Origin of the sequence: Pseudobacter ginsenosidimutans, assembly GCF_007970185.1 — a bacterium.
Classification (GTDB): domain Bacteria; phylum Bacteroidota; class Bacteroidia; order Chitinophagales; family Chitinophagaceae; genus Pseudobacter; species Pseudobacter ginsenosidimutans.
On the sequence record NZ_CP042431.1, the window covers coordinates 2705933 to 2722660 of the forward strand.

The window sequence follows — 16728 nt, forward strand, 5'->3', positions numbered from 1 at the left end:
GCTATTCAATTAGTCTTTTTACTTTAAGAGCAATTTTTTTGAGGTAATAGTTTTTGCTTACGATATTCTTTAATCTTGAATTGAATTTATTGATGATCACAGGACCGGTTATGCCATGAGTAGCTTTGTCAATCGTTGGGTTATCAAGGTAAAGTCCCGGACCATTCGAATTCAACAAATTGACAAGGTCAGATGCATAATTTGCATAGAACCTTTGGTGTTTATTGGCTACGTATGAATACAGGTCGAGGAACTTGGCCTTGGTCAGTTTTCTGATCATAGAATTGGTCCTTACCCTGTATTGGAACAATGCCTCTGGCAGGGAAACCCCACCCAGGCCTTTTGACGTCAGATGCACAATACATTCCCAATCTTCCAGGCCCTGTTTCATGGAAGCATCATTACCAGTTGTGAGGTAGGATGCTTTTTTATAAATCAGAGCACAATGCATGGTATTGTGGAACAAAATGAATGGAGGTTCAGGCGTAACTGACAACCAGTATCCATCATTGTTTTCGAAATATTTGCTCCAGCAACCAACAAAGTGAACATTGTCATATTGCTGCAATACCCTTACAGCTTTTTCGTAATAATCCGGATTAATCAGATCATCTGCATCAAGGAAAGCCAGGTACTCCCCGGTGGCATGTTTAGCGCCATAGTTCCTGGAATCACTTAACCCTGAATTCTTTTTGTGCAATACGATCACATCAGGGTATTTCGCTTTCAAAGTAGCTAAAGACTTTTGGCTTTCCGCATTGGAACCGTCGTCAACCACCAGGATCTCCAGGTTATTATAAGTGGACTTCAGCACAGATTCCACCGTTTCTATCACCAGGTCGCCCAGATTATAATAAGGTATTACCACAGAAAGAAGCTCCTTTTTGCTTCCGTTCAGCGCCAACTCTTCCGCTTTCACGGTCAAAGGCACAGGTCTGATATAAGGAAAGGTCCGGTTGGATGCAGTCTTCTTTTGCAAATAACGCTCGATCACCTGCATCTTTTGCTCATAAATGGTTGCGAAATTAAAATCATTTATGATCTTTTCATAGGCTTTTTTGCCGAATAAGGAAATTTCTTCATCCGTCAAGGCCAGCGCTTTCTGTAATTGGGTAAAAAAAGTCTGAGGTTCAGTATGATCGAAGAGAAAACCGGTTTCACCGTCTTCCACCAATTCGGAATGGCCACCCTGGCGGGAAGCCAGTACAACCTTGCCTTCCAGCATGGTTTCCATTACAGTATAAGGGAAATTATCAATCAAACTGGGAATGATCACAATATGGGCTTTCTTCAAATGTTTCTGAGCCTCAGCTAATTGCAGTTTGCCCGTAAATATCAGCAATCCCTCATCTATATATTTCTTGTATTTGGAATTGATATAATCCATCGCATTCATGTCTTCCAGATGAAGATGCAGATTGGTCTCTCCGATCATCTTCAATGAATGCGTAAAGCCCTGGTCCCATAGGTTCTTAAAATATTCTATCAGGTGAAAGCCGCCTTTGGTATACACCATTTTCCCAAAGAAGACGATGTTGTTGCGCTCAAAAGAAAAGTCAGGCTTTGGAGCATTGCTTTTGATGGGGTATCGCACCAGATTCACTTCCCTGTCTCTCACCCGGAAATCTTCAGCAAGCCTGTCTACAATATAATTACTGGGAGTTATTACCAGATCGCTGGCCAGTACGGCAAACTTTTCCATTTCGCCCATCCAGAAACCAGGAAGTTTGAAAACAGGCTCTTTATTCACCTTCATGTAAGAAAGTGCGGTAGCATGAATTGAAGTGACTACAGTCAGGTCTTTGAAATTTTCATAACCAAAGAGCTTATACATATGCAGGTAATAACCAATTCCCTGGTAATCCTGAGTTTCCAGAATATCCGGTCTGGATTCTTTCTTCATATACTCCCCTACCACATGTGCAAACTCGTAGCTTAACATTGCGATATAGCCCATGAAGTCCTGTGTTTTGGTCCTGTTGGGGGCAAAGCGGATGACTCTTATATTATCAGTTTCTGAAATCAGATCAGTGGGAGTGTTCCATTCAGGAACGAATACAGTTACATGATGACCTTTGGCAGCCAGCATTTGTGCAGTGAAATTACAATAGGTACCGATGCCACCTCCGTAAAATGGCGGGAATTCTGTGGTAAGGAGCCAATACTTCATAGTTTAAGATTTATATTACCGTTATCAGGTTTACGTGTTTGAAATCCTGGAATCATTGAAATCCTCATGTGCGGTTGTCTCGTGATTCTTTGGGGAACCTCGGATCCGGACAATACTTTCTCCCGGAATGATGAATATCCTGCATACAATGCTGTTATGCGGGAGTTTCCAATTCTCCGGTCAGTCCGAATGAATGTTACTTTGTTGGGGCTGGTTCCTGCTTCAGGAAAATCGAACACTACATATGGGTAATGGAGCGGCATCTTCAGTTTCATGCATACTTGATGCCATTTATTCAATAACCGCTGCAGTAGCTGTTTAATTTTATAATGCAAATGTAGATTTTGTAGCTTTTCATTCCACATGTAATTGTATTCTCACCCAATTCCAGTTACCGAACTTTACACATTGTTGATTGTATTCTTCCGATTGATTGCTGCATTGAATAGTATTGACGCGGATTCTGTGACCGCCCCCAATTGTTTTGACGCGACATTAAAAAATGATGAAAAATATCTCTTCCTTCATTAGTATTAAGGAGGAAAACTCCCTGTTGTAACATAGACGCACAAACGAAATTAAGTGGCCGCTTTTTAACAGAATGCTAACAGTGCGAATATACTTTCCTGCATTCTTTATCGTTTGGCGCCGATAACCTTTAATGCTATTTTTTTCAGGTAATAGTTCTTCGCTACAAAGCTTCTCGCCCGTATAAACAGCTTATTTAGAAATGCTGAACTGAATAAGCCGGTGAAATTATCCTGTGTGGGATTCTTCAGGTTCAGGCCGGACCCATTTGCGTTTAATATTCCCATCAGGTCTGCAATATGATCTGAATAGAAATCCTGATGTTTTTGTGTTATGTAAGTATGTAAAAAAAGTGCGCCGTTTGTTGAAGCCTTTCTGGCACCCTTTGCCTTTCGTATAGACTGATGGAACAATGCCTCAGGTAAGACAACTCCTGTGAACCCTTTGGCGCTCATATTCACGATGCATTCCCAGTCCTCCATTCCGTTTTTCATACGCTCATCATTTCCGGTACTGAGGAAGGAAGAAAGTTTGAAAACAAGGGCAGTACTATTAAGGGTATTGTGCAGAAGAAAATAAGGAGCTTCAGGCATAACTGAAATCTTATATCCCTTTTTGCTTCCGGTCAATGCTGTCCAGGACCCAACAAAATGAACATTATCGAATTGCTGCAATACCCTTATTGCCTTTTCGTGATAGTTGGATGCAACACTGTCGTCAGCATTCAGGAAAGCCAGGAATTCCCCTTTGGACTGCGCTGCCCCAAAATTCCTCATCTGACTGATCGTTGCATCGTGGCTATTCAAAACACGCAGTTCAGGATAACGCAGCTCCAGCAACTGCAATGTTTTAAAGCTTTCTGTATCTGACAGGCCATTAACAACCAATATCTCTACATTCTTAAAACTGGAATTGATGACTGATTCCACTGCCCGCTGTATGTGATCTCCTGCTTGTTGATAAGGGATCACCACTGAGAGTAATCCTTTCGTTGAGCTCTTCGCAGTTAAAGTTTCCGGCGAGATCTTGACGGGAATATGTTTGATGTAGGGAAAGGTCTTATTAGGCGTTCTTGTTGTTTGCAGGAACAGATCGATCACCTGTATCTTATGTTCATATATCCTGGCAGGATTGTATCGATCCCTGATCTTTTCATAGGCATTCCTGCCAATGCTCCGGGCCTCTTCATCGCTCAGTGCAAGGATCTTTTTCAGTTGATCAAAAAAACTTTCAGGAAAAACATGATCAAAAAGGAATCCATCTTTTCCATCTTCTATCACTTCGATCTGGCCCCCTTGTTTAGATGCCAATACTATTTTCCCCTGCTGCATGGTCTCAAGTACTGTGTAGGGAAAATTATCTATCAGGCTTGGGATGATCACCACATGCGCTTTGGCCAGATGTTTTTGTGCTTCTGCGAAAGGAAGTTTGCCGGTCAATTGCAATAATCCGGCCCTGATGTATTTTTTATACTTGCGTTGAATATAATCCTTGGCAAGAATGCCCTCAGAGTGCAGCACAAAATCTGCATCTCCGATGATCTTCAGTGGATGGCTGAAGCCCTCTTCCCATAAGGTTTTGAAATATTCGATCAGATGAAAGCCTCCCTTCATGTACACCATCTTTCCGAAGAATACAATATTGTTGCGTTCAAATGAAAGGTCTGGCAGTGAAGCAGAAGTTTCGATAGGGTTGGGAACAACTGTTACTTCTTTATCCCCTAACCGGAAATCGGCTGCCAGTTGATCTGTGATGTATTTGCTGGGCGCTATTAAAATATCGCTGGCAAGTATGGAGAACTTTTCCATTTCGCCCATCCAATAGGCTGGCAGTTCGTAAACAGCTTCTTTATTCACCTTCATGTAAAGCAACGCTGTTGCATGAATGGTGGTCAGGATAGTCAGGTCTTTGAAGTGTTCGTAACCAAAATGCTTATACATCAGCAGATAATAACCGATGCCGTGATAATCCTGCACTTCAACTATATCGGGTCTGGATTCTCTTTTAAGGTATTCTCCAACAGTATGGGCAAACTCATAACTGAGCAAGGCATCATAACCAAGCCAGGCCTGCATGCCAGTTTTATTGGCGGCAAACTGGATCACTCTTATGTTACCGGATTCGCTGATAACATCTTTGGAGATGGACATATCAGGTACAAATACCGTTACCTGGTGGCCATTAGCAGCCAGCATCCTGGTGGTGAAAGAACAATAAGTACTAATCCCGCCTCCAAAAAAAGGAGGATATTCAGTTGTTAGGAGCCAATATTTCACGAATTATTAAATATTGTGCAAATGTATGCTTTGCGGTTCATTACGTCAAGCACAGGCCGTCCGGGGGCTGACGGCATAGCGTTCTGTGGAAAATCAAAATATGTTCTATTTTTAAGCGGTTTTTGAAAAGACTGCCAAACTTTAACCCAACCTGTTGATCAACTCATGAAATTATTCTTTCGTAGTGTAATATTTCTGCTCGCTGCTGCGGGCTTTGGTATATTCAGTTCAAATATTTTGCCGGTATGGCAGTCGATTCTCCTGGGGGCCGGTGTATTGATTTTTCTTTGGTATGCTTATAGGAATTTTCAATTTTCTCAGGCATTACAAAACCGGGCCAGCACATTGGCCGGCCTTGCACTCAGTGTGATCATATTGGTAGCAGCCTGGGATTGCTGGGTGCCTGTTGCTGCAAAAGAAAGCAGTTATGCGGAAGTAACACTGACTGCCCTGTCTGAAAAATCACCGGCATCAAACGCTACGGAAGTATGGATAACCGAAGTTACCAACCAGGGAAGCGTTTACGATCTCACAAAGATCGATCTGGAGAAAACAGGTTGGGAAATGAAGAGCGGGCGAATTCTGTTTAATCGCTCCGAGCCTGCTTCCCTGAAAATCCGTCTCTATGATCCGTCTTCTCCTGCAATCCGGATACTTACACATCCCTGGTCTGGCAAATTGCGAATACAGGAAGGAAAAAAAGATACCACGCTGGACCTTTATGCTCCCGCTGAAACAACCTTTCTTTATCATATTACGGATCCTTCTGCATTTTATCATTCAGCTCCCTGGCCGGTTCATAATATCGTATTGATCTACCTGTGCGCATTCCTGATAATAGCAATGATCACTTTGGGGATTGTATGGCTACCCGGAAAATCAGCAGCTATTGCAGGAGCGATGAGCTGGGCTGCTCTGATCATATTTCTATACAGCAATAATTTCTTATTGCACAGGGATGAAAGATGGGAGCTGATCATTTTGTCTGTGATCATTGGATGGTGGGCAGGGAAAGGTTTTGCGGATGGTGCGATCAGTGCTTTTTCCAAATACCAGAAACTGGGATTATGGTTAATTGCAATCTATGCTGCCTTTGCTTCAGCAGGCACTGCCCTGTTTCTCTTCTCTCCCATAGAACCTATTGGTATTCCGGCAGTGGCCTGCTATCTGCTTATCGTTCTTTGGTGGTGGGTTACAGCCATTGCATTCATCTATGCTACCATTCGATTGAGCAGGCATATCATGGATAAGAACGGAACACATACTGGAGAGGAAGTAAAGGAGTCGGGGATTTGGTGGAAATTCTTCCTGATCCCATTTCTTACATGGTGTTTATGGCTGGTGACTTTTTATCCCGGCATCCTGTCTGATGATTCCCATGTGCAATGGGCGATCGCCACGGGTACAAAACAATGGAACGACTGGCACCCTGTGTTGCATACATTGTTCAATAAACTTGCCTTGCTTGTTTGGAAAAATCCCGCAAGTCCGGTGCTGCTGCAGATCATCTTCATGTCTGTGATCGTATCGAGGTTCGGCTGCTTCCTGTATAGAAGAGGAGTAAGCAAAAAGGCTTTGTACATTCTCATTACGGCATTTGCAGTGATGCCAAATAACGGTATCCTCATGGTGACGCTCTGGAAAGACATTCCATTTGCTGCTGCCGTTCTTTGGTTGAACCTTGTGATCATAAAACTGCTGTGTAACGATTATCAAAAGAAATATGCAGTAGTACCTGATCTGGCCATTTCGCTTTTCTTTACTTCGCTGTTCAGGCATAATGGTATCATCATATTTGTATTTTGCCTGGCGGGCCTTTTGTTCTATGTATGGAAATACAGGAACCTGGCTGTATTGGCGGGCCTGGCTCTTTCAGTAGTGATGATCTTTTCTTTTAAGACCTTTTTTGTGAATACGCCATACGTGATCGGTAATCCCGCATCCATCAAACTGGTGCCGCCGGCAAAAGGAATCGCTGCAGTGATGAAGTATAACGGAAAGCTCCCGGCAGATGCAGCATTCATGGATACGATTTTACCACACCAGGAATGGCTCGATAAATACAATCCTTATTCTCCTGACCTGTATATGTTCAAAACAAAATGGGTGATGTTGAATAAGCTCGATTTTGTACCTGCTGAAAAAGTGATCAAAACTTACCTGGAATGTTTTAAGGATAATCCGAGACTGATCATATGGGATAAACTCCTTGGTTCCAGTATTGCATGGAATGTTTCCCAGCCTGAATATGTAACATTCCGCTACCTCACACATATTGTAAGAAATGATAACGGACTGGAATCGCATTCATGGAAAGGTGGCGTTGAGATGGCAAAGAAATATTTGAGATTATCGGAGCATGACGGCCTGGTTACCATTCTCTGGCGTGTGGGCCTCGCAAATATCCTGTTGCTTGTACTGGCAGTTTATATGAGTGGAAGAAATGTAAAATTCTCCTGGATCATGTTCCTGCCATGGCTGGCCGGTGTCCTTTCCCTCGTCATTGCTTCACTGGAGCAGGATTTCAGATTTGTATACTTTGTATTTGTATCGTTCTGGTTCCAGTGGTTCTTTATTATGACTACTAAAAAGAAAGAAAGCGATGCAAAGGAATAAGCCACTAAATGATTACTTTTTCCGTGCATAGAGTTCCCTGTAGCGTTTTCTCATATAGTCTATATTGAAAGCTTCATAACAATAATCACCGGAATGCTTTCCCATTGAGGCGAGCATCTCCCGGTTATTATTGTATTCCAGGATTCTTTCAACAGCTTCTGCTGCTGTATTGAAAAGATGACCATTCATACCATGATCGATCATATCACGGTTGCCTACCCGATCAGATAACAAAACCGGTTTTCTGAGCGATAAAGCTTCCAGTACTGCAAAGGGCAAGCCTTCAAATCTCGCCGTGGACATATATACATCACCGGTAGCTACTTTATTTTTTGCATCTTCAGGCGTGAGCCATCCTGTAATATGGAAATTGTTTGCCGTGATCATATTGGCATCCGGTCCGTATCCGATCCAGATGAATTCTATATCTGTGTGGGATTCCAGTTCTTTGGCAATAGAGTTGAAGAGCGCAGGGTCTTTCTGGTCCAGTATCCTGCCACTGGTTACGATGCGGAGTTTTCTTTGCCTGTTGACCAGCGCTTGTTGTGATGCCTGGTCAATGTTAAACTCAGCGCTTACGGTTACGCCATTGTTGATCGGTATTGCTTTGATGCCTGCTTCCTGGTACGCATGCAGCTCCGAACCAGAGCAGCAAACCACTGTTCCGTTGAATAAAGAACCGAACCACTCCAGCTTTTTGTACGCGAAATTGGAAAAGGCTGATTGTCCAACCAGGAATGGAGCTCCGTTCGGCGTATAGATCACATTCGGGATACGCAGCAGTTGACAGACCATCCGGCCAATGAAACCGCTTTTGGAGGAATGCATGTGCACGGCATCGATCAGTTGCTGTTGCTTCAGCCGCTTCAGTATTTTGTACAGCTCTATGAATGCTTTGATATCCTTGACGGGATGGATGCTTCTTTGTGCAGATTTCCAGTAGATGTATTTTACACGGGGCGATTTCAATTGTTTTTTCGCGTCAGCTACTTTCACTACATGCGCCCGCTCTCCATGAATAATAATATGGTTATCCCCGGAAGGGTCTTCAACAAGGGATTTCAGAAAAGCGACAATCCCGCCCGCAAATGGTTCTACAACATGCACAATGTTCATAATGAAAATATTCCTCCTGTGAGGGTAAACAGGTTGCAAATATACGAAAGCGGGAATGGCTTTTCACGATGGGACCTGTTATTGTGCTATTGCCTGAAACTCAGGAGTAGAGCGCTTTTTTGATTGGTAGTAGAATCCTTTGCGGTACCAGCATCAGCAGTCCGAGTTTGATGGTGCCCATCAGTGTTAGCCACCGGCTGGTCCCATACTTCCGGATAACCTGCATCCGGCTTTTGTATTGGGCCTGCCTGTTGGAAATGGAAATGCCTTTTTCGTTGATCTCACAGGTGACCATGAATTCAGGGATCACTGCGCCGGCGCCACGCTTCAGCAATTCATAAAAGATCCCATAGTCTTCGGCATGAGGGAAATCGTAAGGATAATATACAGGCGATGCGCTATTGAAGCGCCACATCACGGTTGGATGGATGAATACGTTCTTGAAATACATCTTCCTTTGTATCTCTTTATCATCTACCGGTGTTCTGTACTTGTAGTTTTCTCCCGTTGTGAAATTTTTGAAGTAACACCAACTGCCCAGCAATTGTACCTGAGGGTTGGCCTGGAGAAAACTGACCTGTTTCTCAAACCGGTCGGGGGTACAGAGATCGCCACAGTCCAGCCTGGCGATGAAACCTTCCGTTGCCTGGCTGTGAATGGCTTCCAGTCCTGTGTTGAGCGCAAGGGTGATGCCTCCGTTCTTTGGCTGCCGGATCACCTGCAGCTGCAGGTCCGGAGATATTTTTTCGAGCAGTAGTTTGTCTGATACCGGTTCCCTGCTGCCATCATCCACCACCACCACTTTGTACCGGTGCATGGGATATTGCACACTCTGAAGAGACCGTATCAGTCCTTCTGTATTATTGTAGCAGGGGATCAGTAAAAAGAAATCCGGCATTGATGAATAATGTGGCGCGAAGGTACAATAAACGGAACTATGTCAGCCTGATCAATGTTTGTACCATCGAAAGATATGGTGATTAATTTGCAACTGAACAGCCTGAAGCTCTTTGTGGATACTACTTTCCGGTAGTTTTGGTTGTTTTAGCGCAAATTTTATTTACTGTTTATGCATTGCAATAAAAATTGACTAATTTGGTTTTCGATCTGCCCAATATCTGTGCATAAGGCTAATAAAATGTTGATGCCCGATTAACATTCTTCTCTACAGCTTCACATGAGTGTCTCTTCACTATTAACTTCTCTGTACTCCACCTGATTATCTTTTCCGACCCATTGTTGGCTGCATCTGATATCCTGATGTAAAGGCTTTGCCATGTCATTCACTATCCAATACCAGGAAGGCCAAGTCGGCATTTTTTTCTTTAATACCTAAACATTTATCTATGAAAAGGATTTTATTATCCTTGGTGGCAGTGGTATGTTCACTGCTATCCGGCTACGGTCAGTCCAACGGCGTTGCTATCAACACAACAGGCGCATCGCCTGATCAGAGCGCCATCCTTGATGTTTCTTCCAATTCGAAAGGTATCCTCATTCCGCGCATGAGCACTGCCGTTAGGAACACGCTTCTTACCAAACAGGGGCTTCTCGTTTACGACACCACCACCAACACATTCTGGTATCATACCGGCGCAGCCTGGCAGAATATTGCCATTTCATCCGGCGCTGGTGATGCCTGGCTGATCGGTGGTAATTCCGGAACGATCGACAGTATCAATTTTCTCGGCACGGTGGATAATATGCCTCTGAGCTTCCGCGTGAACAACCAATTTGCAGGAAGGATCGATCACTTGAAATCCAATACATTCTATGGCTACTGGAGTGGTAAATCCAACACTACAGGTTACAACAACACGGCTATCGGCTTCCGGGTACTTGAAAACAATACCACTGGTTACGAGAATTCCGGTATCGGATTCATGGCATTGGTCAATAATACCACCGGCCACAACAACGATGCAATTGGTAAATGGGCATTGAAGAACAATACGGAGGGCACCGCCAATTTAGCTATCGGCTCTTATGTGATGGAAGATAATACAACAGGGTCCGGTAATACTGCTGTAGGATTTAAATCGCTTTCAAACAATACCACTGGCGACAATAATACCGCAATGGGGTCCACTGCATTGTTTCAGAACACTACCGGAAAATTCAACGCAGCTCTTGGAACGGATGCCATGCTGTTTATGATGAGCGGCAGCTGGAATACGGCAGCAGGCTGGTCAGCCCTCCGAAACAATACTGCCGGCATGCATAATACTGCCATCGGCAGCAGGTCGCAGGAAAATGCAACAGGCACACACAACACTTCTGTTGGTGAGCAGAGCATGCGGAACGCCACTGCAATGGATTCCAGCGTTGCCATCGGTTCTTATGCACTGGCCGGCACTGCTAACGGCAAGGGTAATACGGCAGTGGGCTTCAATGCACAGGGCACCGGAGATGGTGGCCGATTCAATACATCGATTGGCGCCAATGCACTGAGACAGTCCAATAAATTCGGAAATACTGCCATAGGTGCGGAAGCCATGATCAGTTCCAACCAGGATTCCACTACTGCAGTTGGTTATCGTGCGCTAGCCTTCAATACTGGGAATGAAAACTCCGCAGTTGGTTTTAGAGCGATGGCTTCCAATACCAGTGGCAGCTGGAGCACAGCCATCGGTTACCGATCCATCGCCAGCAATCCGGCTGCTGATCTTAATACAGCAGTGGGCGCTGCCACTCTTGAAAAAGGAACAACAGGCGCCGGAAATACAGCCGTTGGTTCCTGGGCGCTGAGAGAGAACACGGCCAACGCGAATACTGCCATCGGCATGTATTCTCAATCCAGGGCCGTAACCGGAGCCAATAACACGGGCGTGGGTGGTTTCTCGCTTTACATGAACAACGGACATCATAATGCTGTGTTGGGCTGGGATGCAGGCAGGAACAATACTGCCGGTAATTATAATGTGGCAGTTGGCTCTTCCGCCCTGCTTGAAAATTCTACAGGGTCAAATAATATCGCCATAGGTTACCAGGCTGATGTTGCCAGCGATGGACTTTCCAATGCCATCGCCATCGGTAGTGGCGTAAAGGTAGATGCATCCAACAAAGTACGCATCGGGAACGGCGCCATCACTGTGATTGAAGGGCAGGTGCCATTCACCACTCCTTCCGATGGCCGTTACAAATACAATGTGGAAGAAGATGTGAAGGGCCTCGATTTTATCATGCAATTGCGGCCGGTTACTTACCAGTTCGATGTGAAGCGATTTGATGCACAGTATGACGCTGTTCAAACGAACAATCTTATCCACCAGGTGGCATATGACGAAGCGGCTTCCATCCGCCGTACCGGCTTCATTGCGCAGGAAGTGGAGCGCGCCGCCAACAGTGCCCACTATAATTTCAGTGGCATCATCAAACCAAAAACAGAAACAGACCATTACAGTCTCAGCTATGATGCATTTGTAGTGCCTCTCGTAAAATCAGTGCAGGAGCAACAGCAGATCATCGCTGCACAGCAAAAAAAGCTCAAAGAGCAGGGAAAGAAAATTGAAGAACTGGAAAAGAAAATGGAGATGCTGATACAGATGATGAACAGCAAACAATAATTCATACTACAATACCATAGCATGAAAAAGATAAACATTTATCCGCCAAAGCTCCTGTACGGCATGATGGCATTGCTGCTCTGGTGCAGCAGTGCATCAGCGCAGGGCCTGATCATCGGCAACGGCGCGCATGTGGTTGCGGACGGCTCTCCGAATATCGTGCTGAGCAATACGCACTGGACCAACAACGGAACATTTGTGCCGGGTTTCAGCAGGGTTTATATGAACGAGGGCAGCAAACTCGGAGGTAATTATTTTCTGCGAGGGGATTCTGTTACCACGTTTTATCATTTGCTGGTGACCACTTTCCCCACGGCTGTACTCACCGTACAAACCAATGCGTACATCATTGCCCGCTTCGATTTTTCAGGGCATATGGCATCAGTTGGCGATGCGGACATTAACCTGCTTCCCGGCGCTGTGCTTGGGGATCAATCCCAGGGGCGCCTAACGGGAAACAATGGACGAATTATCACCACCGTGATGCTGAACAGGCCCCAGGCTGCCAATCCCGGCAATCTTGGATTACAGATCACCAGCAATGAAGACCTGGGCATGACCACCATCATTCGTGGTTTCCGTGAACAGACCAATGCAGCAGGAGAGAAGAGTATCGAAAGATATTTCGATATCATTCCTTCCAATCAGCCTTCCCAGCCTGTACAACTCAGGTTCCAGTATCACGATGATGAGCTGAATGGTAATAGCAAAAGCCGGCTGGCAGTGTTCTCCGGAAAAGCAGGAAGCAAACTTTCCATGCTGCCTCAGAACAATGATGAATCCAGGTCCAACTGGATCAATGCCGGAAGCATCAGGCTGTTGCAAAGATTCACCATCGGCAATGCACTGGCTGCTGACCTGAAGGCCACAGAAAAGGTTGGACTGAAAGCATTCCCGAATCCTTTCACCAGCCGATTCACCATTACACTTCACAGCAACATCGCCAAATCAGTTGAGTTGAAGATGGTGAACCTGGCCGGTATTGTGATCGAAAGTAAACTGGTGAAATTGCAGGCGGGCAACAACTATATTGAATGGTCCGCCGCGAGATACACGCCTGGCGCCTATCACCTGGTGATCGGCGGAGATGGCGGTAAAACAATCAAAGTAGTGAAGCAGTAATAGAACTTACACCGAAAATATCATCCCAATGAAAAACTGGAAGCCACTGCGGTAACGTGGTGGCTTCTTTTCATTCTCCCCAATTCTCCCTGTCGAGGCTCCTGTATTGAATGGCTTCTGCCAGATGCACGGAACTGATCAATTCACTGCCTGCAAGGTCTGCAATGGTCCGGCTTACTTTCAATATCCTGTCGTAGGCCCTCGCCGATAGTTGCAGTTTTTCCATCGCGGATCTCAATAATTGTTTTCCTTCATTGTCTACCGTGCAGACCTGCCGGAATATTTTCTTGTTCATTTGTGCATTGCAGTAAACGCCTGGCATCAGCCGGTATCTGCCGGCCTGTAATGTCCGTGCACGGATCACACGTTCCCGGATCTGCGTGGATGATTCCAGGTCTTCTTCATTTTCCAGTTGGCTGAAGGGAACGGGTGTTACTTCCACATGCAGATCGATGCGGTCAAGCAATGGCGCAGAGATCTTGCTGAGGTAATGCCGTACGGCGCCAGGATGACAGCTGCATTTTTTCTGCGGGTGATTATAGTATCCGCAGGGGCAGGGATTCATCGCAGCCAGCAACATGAAGCTGGCAGGAAAATCAACAGACATCCTTGCGCGGGAGATCGTTAGCTTTCTTTCTTCCATTGGTTGCCGCATCACTTCAAGCGCTGTTCTACGGAATTCAGGGAATTCGTCCATGAACAGAACACCGTTATGTGATAAGGATATTTCTCCCGGTTGCGGAATGCTTCCGCCTCCCACGAGGCTCATATCGCTGGCTGTATGATGCGGTGCGCGGAATGGACGTGCAGTGATCAATGTAGCATCAGACAAGAGTTTGCCAGCCACTGAATAGATCTTGGTGGTTTCGAGGGCTTCCTCCAAAGTAAGCGGCGGCAGGATGGTAGGCAGGCGGGAAGCAAGCATGGTCTTGCCGGCTCCGGGTGGACCGATAAGGATAGCATTGTGCCCGCCGGCTGCGGCAATCTCCAGTGCGCGTTTGATATTCTGCTGACCTTTCACATCCAGGAAATCACCTTCCGCTTCCGAATAGCTGGAGGAAAAGGCTGCGGCAATATCAACTTTGGTTGGCGTGATGATCTTCTCTCCTTTGAAGTGATCGATCACCTCATTGATATGGCCCACGCCAAACACATTCAGTCCTTCCACAACGCCCGCTTCTCGGGCATTCTGTTGTGGCACGAAAAGATCGGTGAAGCCATGCTTCTTCGCATTGATGGCAATGGGAAGGGCGCCTTTGACAGGTCGGATTACCCCATCGAGCTGCAATTCACCTTTCAATACAACGCGGAGCAGTGATTCGGGATTGGGTATCTGTTCTGTTGCTGCAAGGATACCGATAGCAATTGCCAGGTCGAAGGCTGTACCGGTTTTCCGGATAGCGGCAGGTGCGAGGTTCACCACCAGCTTCCGGCGCGGCATATAATATCCATTGGTCTTGAGTGCGCTCTCCACGCGTTGGAAGCTTTCTTTCACGGCGCTGTCGGGAAGTCCTACCAGGTAGTATTCTCTTCCTGCCATTTCATTCACTTCCACTTCTATGGTGATGGCATCTACGCCTGATACCGCGCTGCCGAATGTTTTTACAAGCATGCTGCAAGGTAAGTGGGAGTGGGACGCTATCCGTTTCGCATATCTATTCAGGTTAGATTAGCGCTGAGGAATTTGTTTTACAACAACAGAGGATAATTTATTTGTCTTCTTTCGCCGCTCCTTCAAATAATAAATTCACGCCGGGGTCTACCTCAAAATTGGAGGGTTGTGATTTTACGGGGAAACTGAAATTCGTCCTGCCTTCTTTCACGCGAAGCGTGATCACCGTCGGATATGTTTCTCCGGCCTCCTTCCACGAGAGGTCCAGCGGGAATTCGAATGGCGTGGGCTGCAATTGTTCGATGGTACCGGAGATCATGTTCTTTCCTGCATCGTATTTCCAGCGTATATCCAGTTTGGGTTGACCCGGGGTATAAAGCCATTGTTTGAAGAACTTACTCAGGTTCCTGCCTGAAGCTTTCTCCATCACCCGCTGCAGGTCTTCAGTTACGGCATTCCTGCCGGCGAATGCTGCGTAGTAATTGCGGATGCCGCGGAGAAAGGCGCTGTCGCCGATCTGCGTCCGGAGCATATGCAGCACCCAGCCACCCTTTTGATAGGAGTTGGCATTGAGCAACTGGAGATAATCGGTAACGGTATTGTCCACCACAGGTTCATTGTATTTCCTGCTGAAAGTGATAACGGTCTTGCGGTCTTTAGCCCGCATCTCTGCTGCAGTATCTTGTCCATGTGTTCTTTCGAAATACCAGATGGTCATATAGGTAGCGAAGCCTTCGCTGAGCCAGATATGGCTCCAGTCGGCCTCTGTGGCCATATTGCCGAACCATTGGTGGGCAATTTCATGAGCAATCAGTCCCTCGCATTTCCTTGTGCCGGTGACGGATTTTTCAGCATAAAAAATAGCGCTGGCGTTTTCCATACCACCGAACATGGTAGTGGATTGCACATTGGCCAGTTTCTTGTAAGCATAAGGGCCAACCAGGTTGATGAAGTATGCGAGAATATCTTTCGCCATCGCATAATCGTAGAATCCTTTTTCCTTGTTCTCGGGATAGATCCAGCTGTATACGGGCACACATCCCACTTCACCTGCATATTGGACTGCAAAATCAGCGGCGCCGATCACCATGATCTTGGTAGGCAGCGGCACGGTTTCTTTGTAATGCGTCAGTTTCTTTTTATTGGGGAGGGAGGATTCTTCCAGCTGTACGCCATTGGCCACTACCTGGTAATGATCGGGCGCGGTGATGATGAATTCCACACCTGCTTTGTCTGCCGGGTGATCATTGCAGGGGATCCAGTTGCGGGCGCGGTTGGGCCAGTTATCGCTGAAGAAGCCGCGATGCCCGAATAAATTCTTACTGATGATAAGCCCATCGGCGGGAATGCCTTCGTAGCTGATCTCAACAGACCGGGATTCATCTTTTTTTGCCGGAGCATCGAGCGTAATGAGGAGTGTATCACGCAGATGAGTAAACGATAATGGTTTGTTATTCTCTGTAACCCTGGTCACCTTCATGCCTTTTCCTTTGCTGTTGGCGCTGACGAGGTCTAGCTGCACCAGGTTTCCTGCCTGCAGGAACCGGACATCCACTGTTGCTTTACCGGTGATCTGATCATTGATGTCGTTCAATTCCAGTTCGAAGATGTAATTGTTCACATCTATCGCAGATCCCGGGCGTTGCGCCATTGCGGGGTACAGGATAAGCGAAGCCAGCAGCAGTGTGATGCTTTTTCTCATTGAATAAGTGTTTAATACCA

At 46.0% G+C, this 16728-nt stretch carries 9 protein-coding genes; 3 read left to right on the forward strand and 6 right to left on the reverse strand.

Features of this window, described 5'->3' with window-relative positions:
- Position 1 precedes the first annotated feature (1 nt).
- Positions 2-2170: a glycosyltransferase gene (locus FSB84_RS11040; protein WP_130541504.1), complete on the reverse strand. Its 2169-nt coding sequence runs from the start codon at positions 2168-2170 to the stop codon at positions 2-4.
- A 635-nt stretch (positions 2171-2805) separates the two neighbouring features.
- Positions 2806-4974 carry a glycosyltransferase gene (locus FSB84_RS11045; protein WP_130541503.1) on the reverse strand — a complete coding sequence of 723 codons (2169 nt, stop codon included), beginning with the start codon at positions 4972-4974 and terminating at the stop codon, positions 2806-2808.
- A 345-nt stretch (positions 4975-5319) separates the two neighbouring features.
- Here FSB84_RS11045 and FSB84_RS11050 point away from each other — a divergent pair, with 345 nt between their 5' ends.
- On the forward strand, positions 5320-7590 hold the full coding sequence (locus FSB84_RS11050) for a DUF6020 family protein (protein ID WP_130541502.1): 2271 nt from the start codon (positions 5320-5322) through the stop codon (positions 7588-7590).
- A gap of 12 nt (positions 7591-7602) precedes the next feature.
- Here the strand turns inward: FSB84_RS11050 and FSB84_RS11055 are convergent, their stop codons facing one another.
- On the reverse strand, positions 7603-8706 hold the full coding sequence (locus tag FSB84_RS11055) for a glycosyltransferase (RefSeq protein ID WP_130541501.1): 1104 nt from the start codon (positions 8704-8706) through the stop codon (positions 7603-7605).
- Between the two features lie 100 nt (positions 8707-8806).
- Positions 8807-9604: a glycosyltransferase gene (locus FSB84_RS11060; protein ID WP_130541500.1), complete on the reverse strand. Its 798-nt coding sequence runs from the start codon at positions 9602-9604 to the stop codon at positions 8807-8809.
- Positions 9605-10052: 448 nt separating this feature from the next.
- Between FSB84_RS11060 and FSB84_RS11065 the strand changes: the two genes are divergently transcribed.
- Positions 10053-12272: a tail fiber domain-containing protein gene (locus FSB84_RS11065; protein WP_130541499.1), complete on the forward strand. Its 2220-nt coding sequence runs from the start codon at positions 10053-10055 to the stop codon at positions 12270-12272.
- A gap of 21 nt (positions 12273-12293) precedes the next feature.
- The gene (locus tag FSB84_RS11070; protein WP_130541498.1) at positions 12294-13394 is read left to right on the forward strand and encodes a T9SS type A sorting domain-containing protein; all 1101 of its coding nucleotides are present in this window, start codon (positions 12294-12296) and stop codon (positions 13392-13394) included.
- Between the two features lie 70 nt (positions 13395-13464).
- Here FSB84_RS11070 and FSB84_RS11075 read toward each other — a convergent pair whose 3' ends face one another.
- Entirely contained in the window at positions 13465-15006 is a 1542-nt protein-coding gene (locus tag FSB84_RS11075) for a YifB family Mg chelatase-like AAA ATPase (RefSeq protein ID WP_130541497.1), read from the reverse strand.
- 97 nt (positions 15007-15103) lie between these two features.
- On the reverse strand, positions 15104-16708 hold the full coding sequence (locus FSB84_RS11080) for a M1 family metallopeptidase (RefSeq protein ID WP_130541496.1): 1605 nt from the start codon (positions 16706-16708) through the stop codon (positions 15104-15106).
- Positions 16709-16728 lie beyond the last annotated feature (20 nt).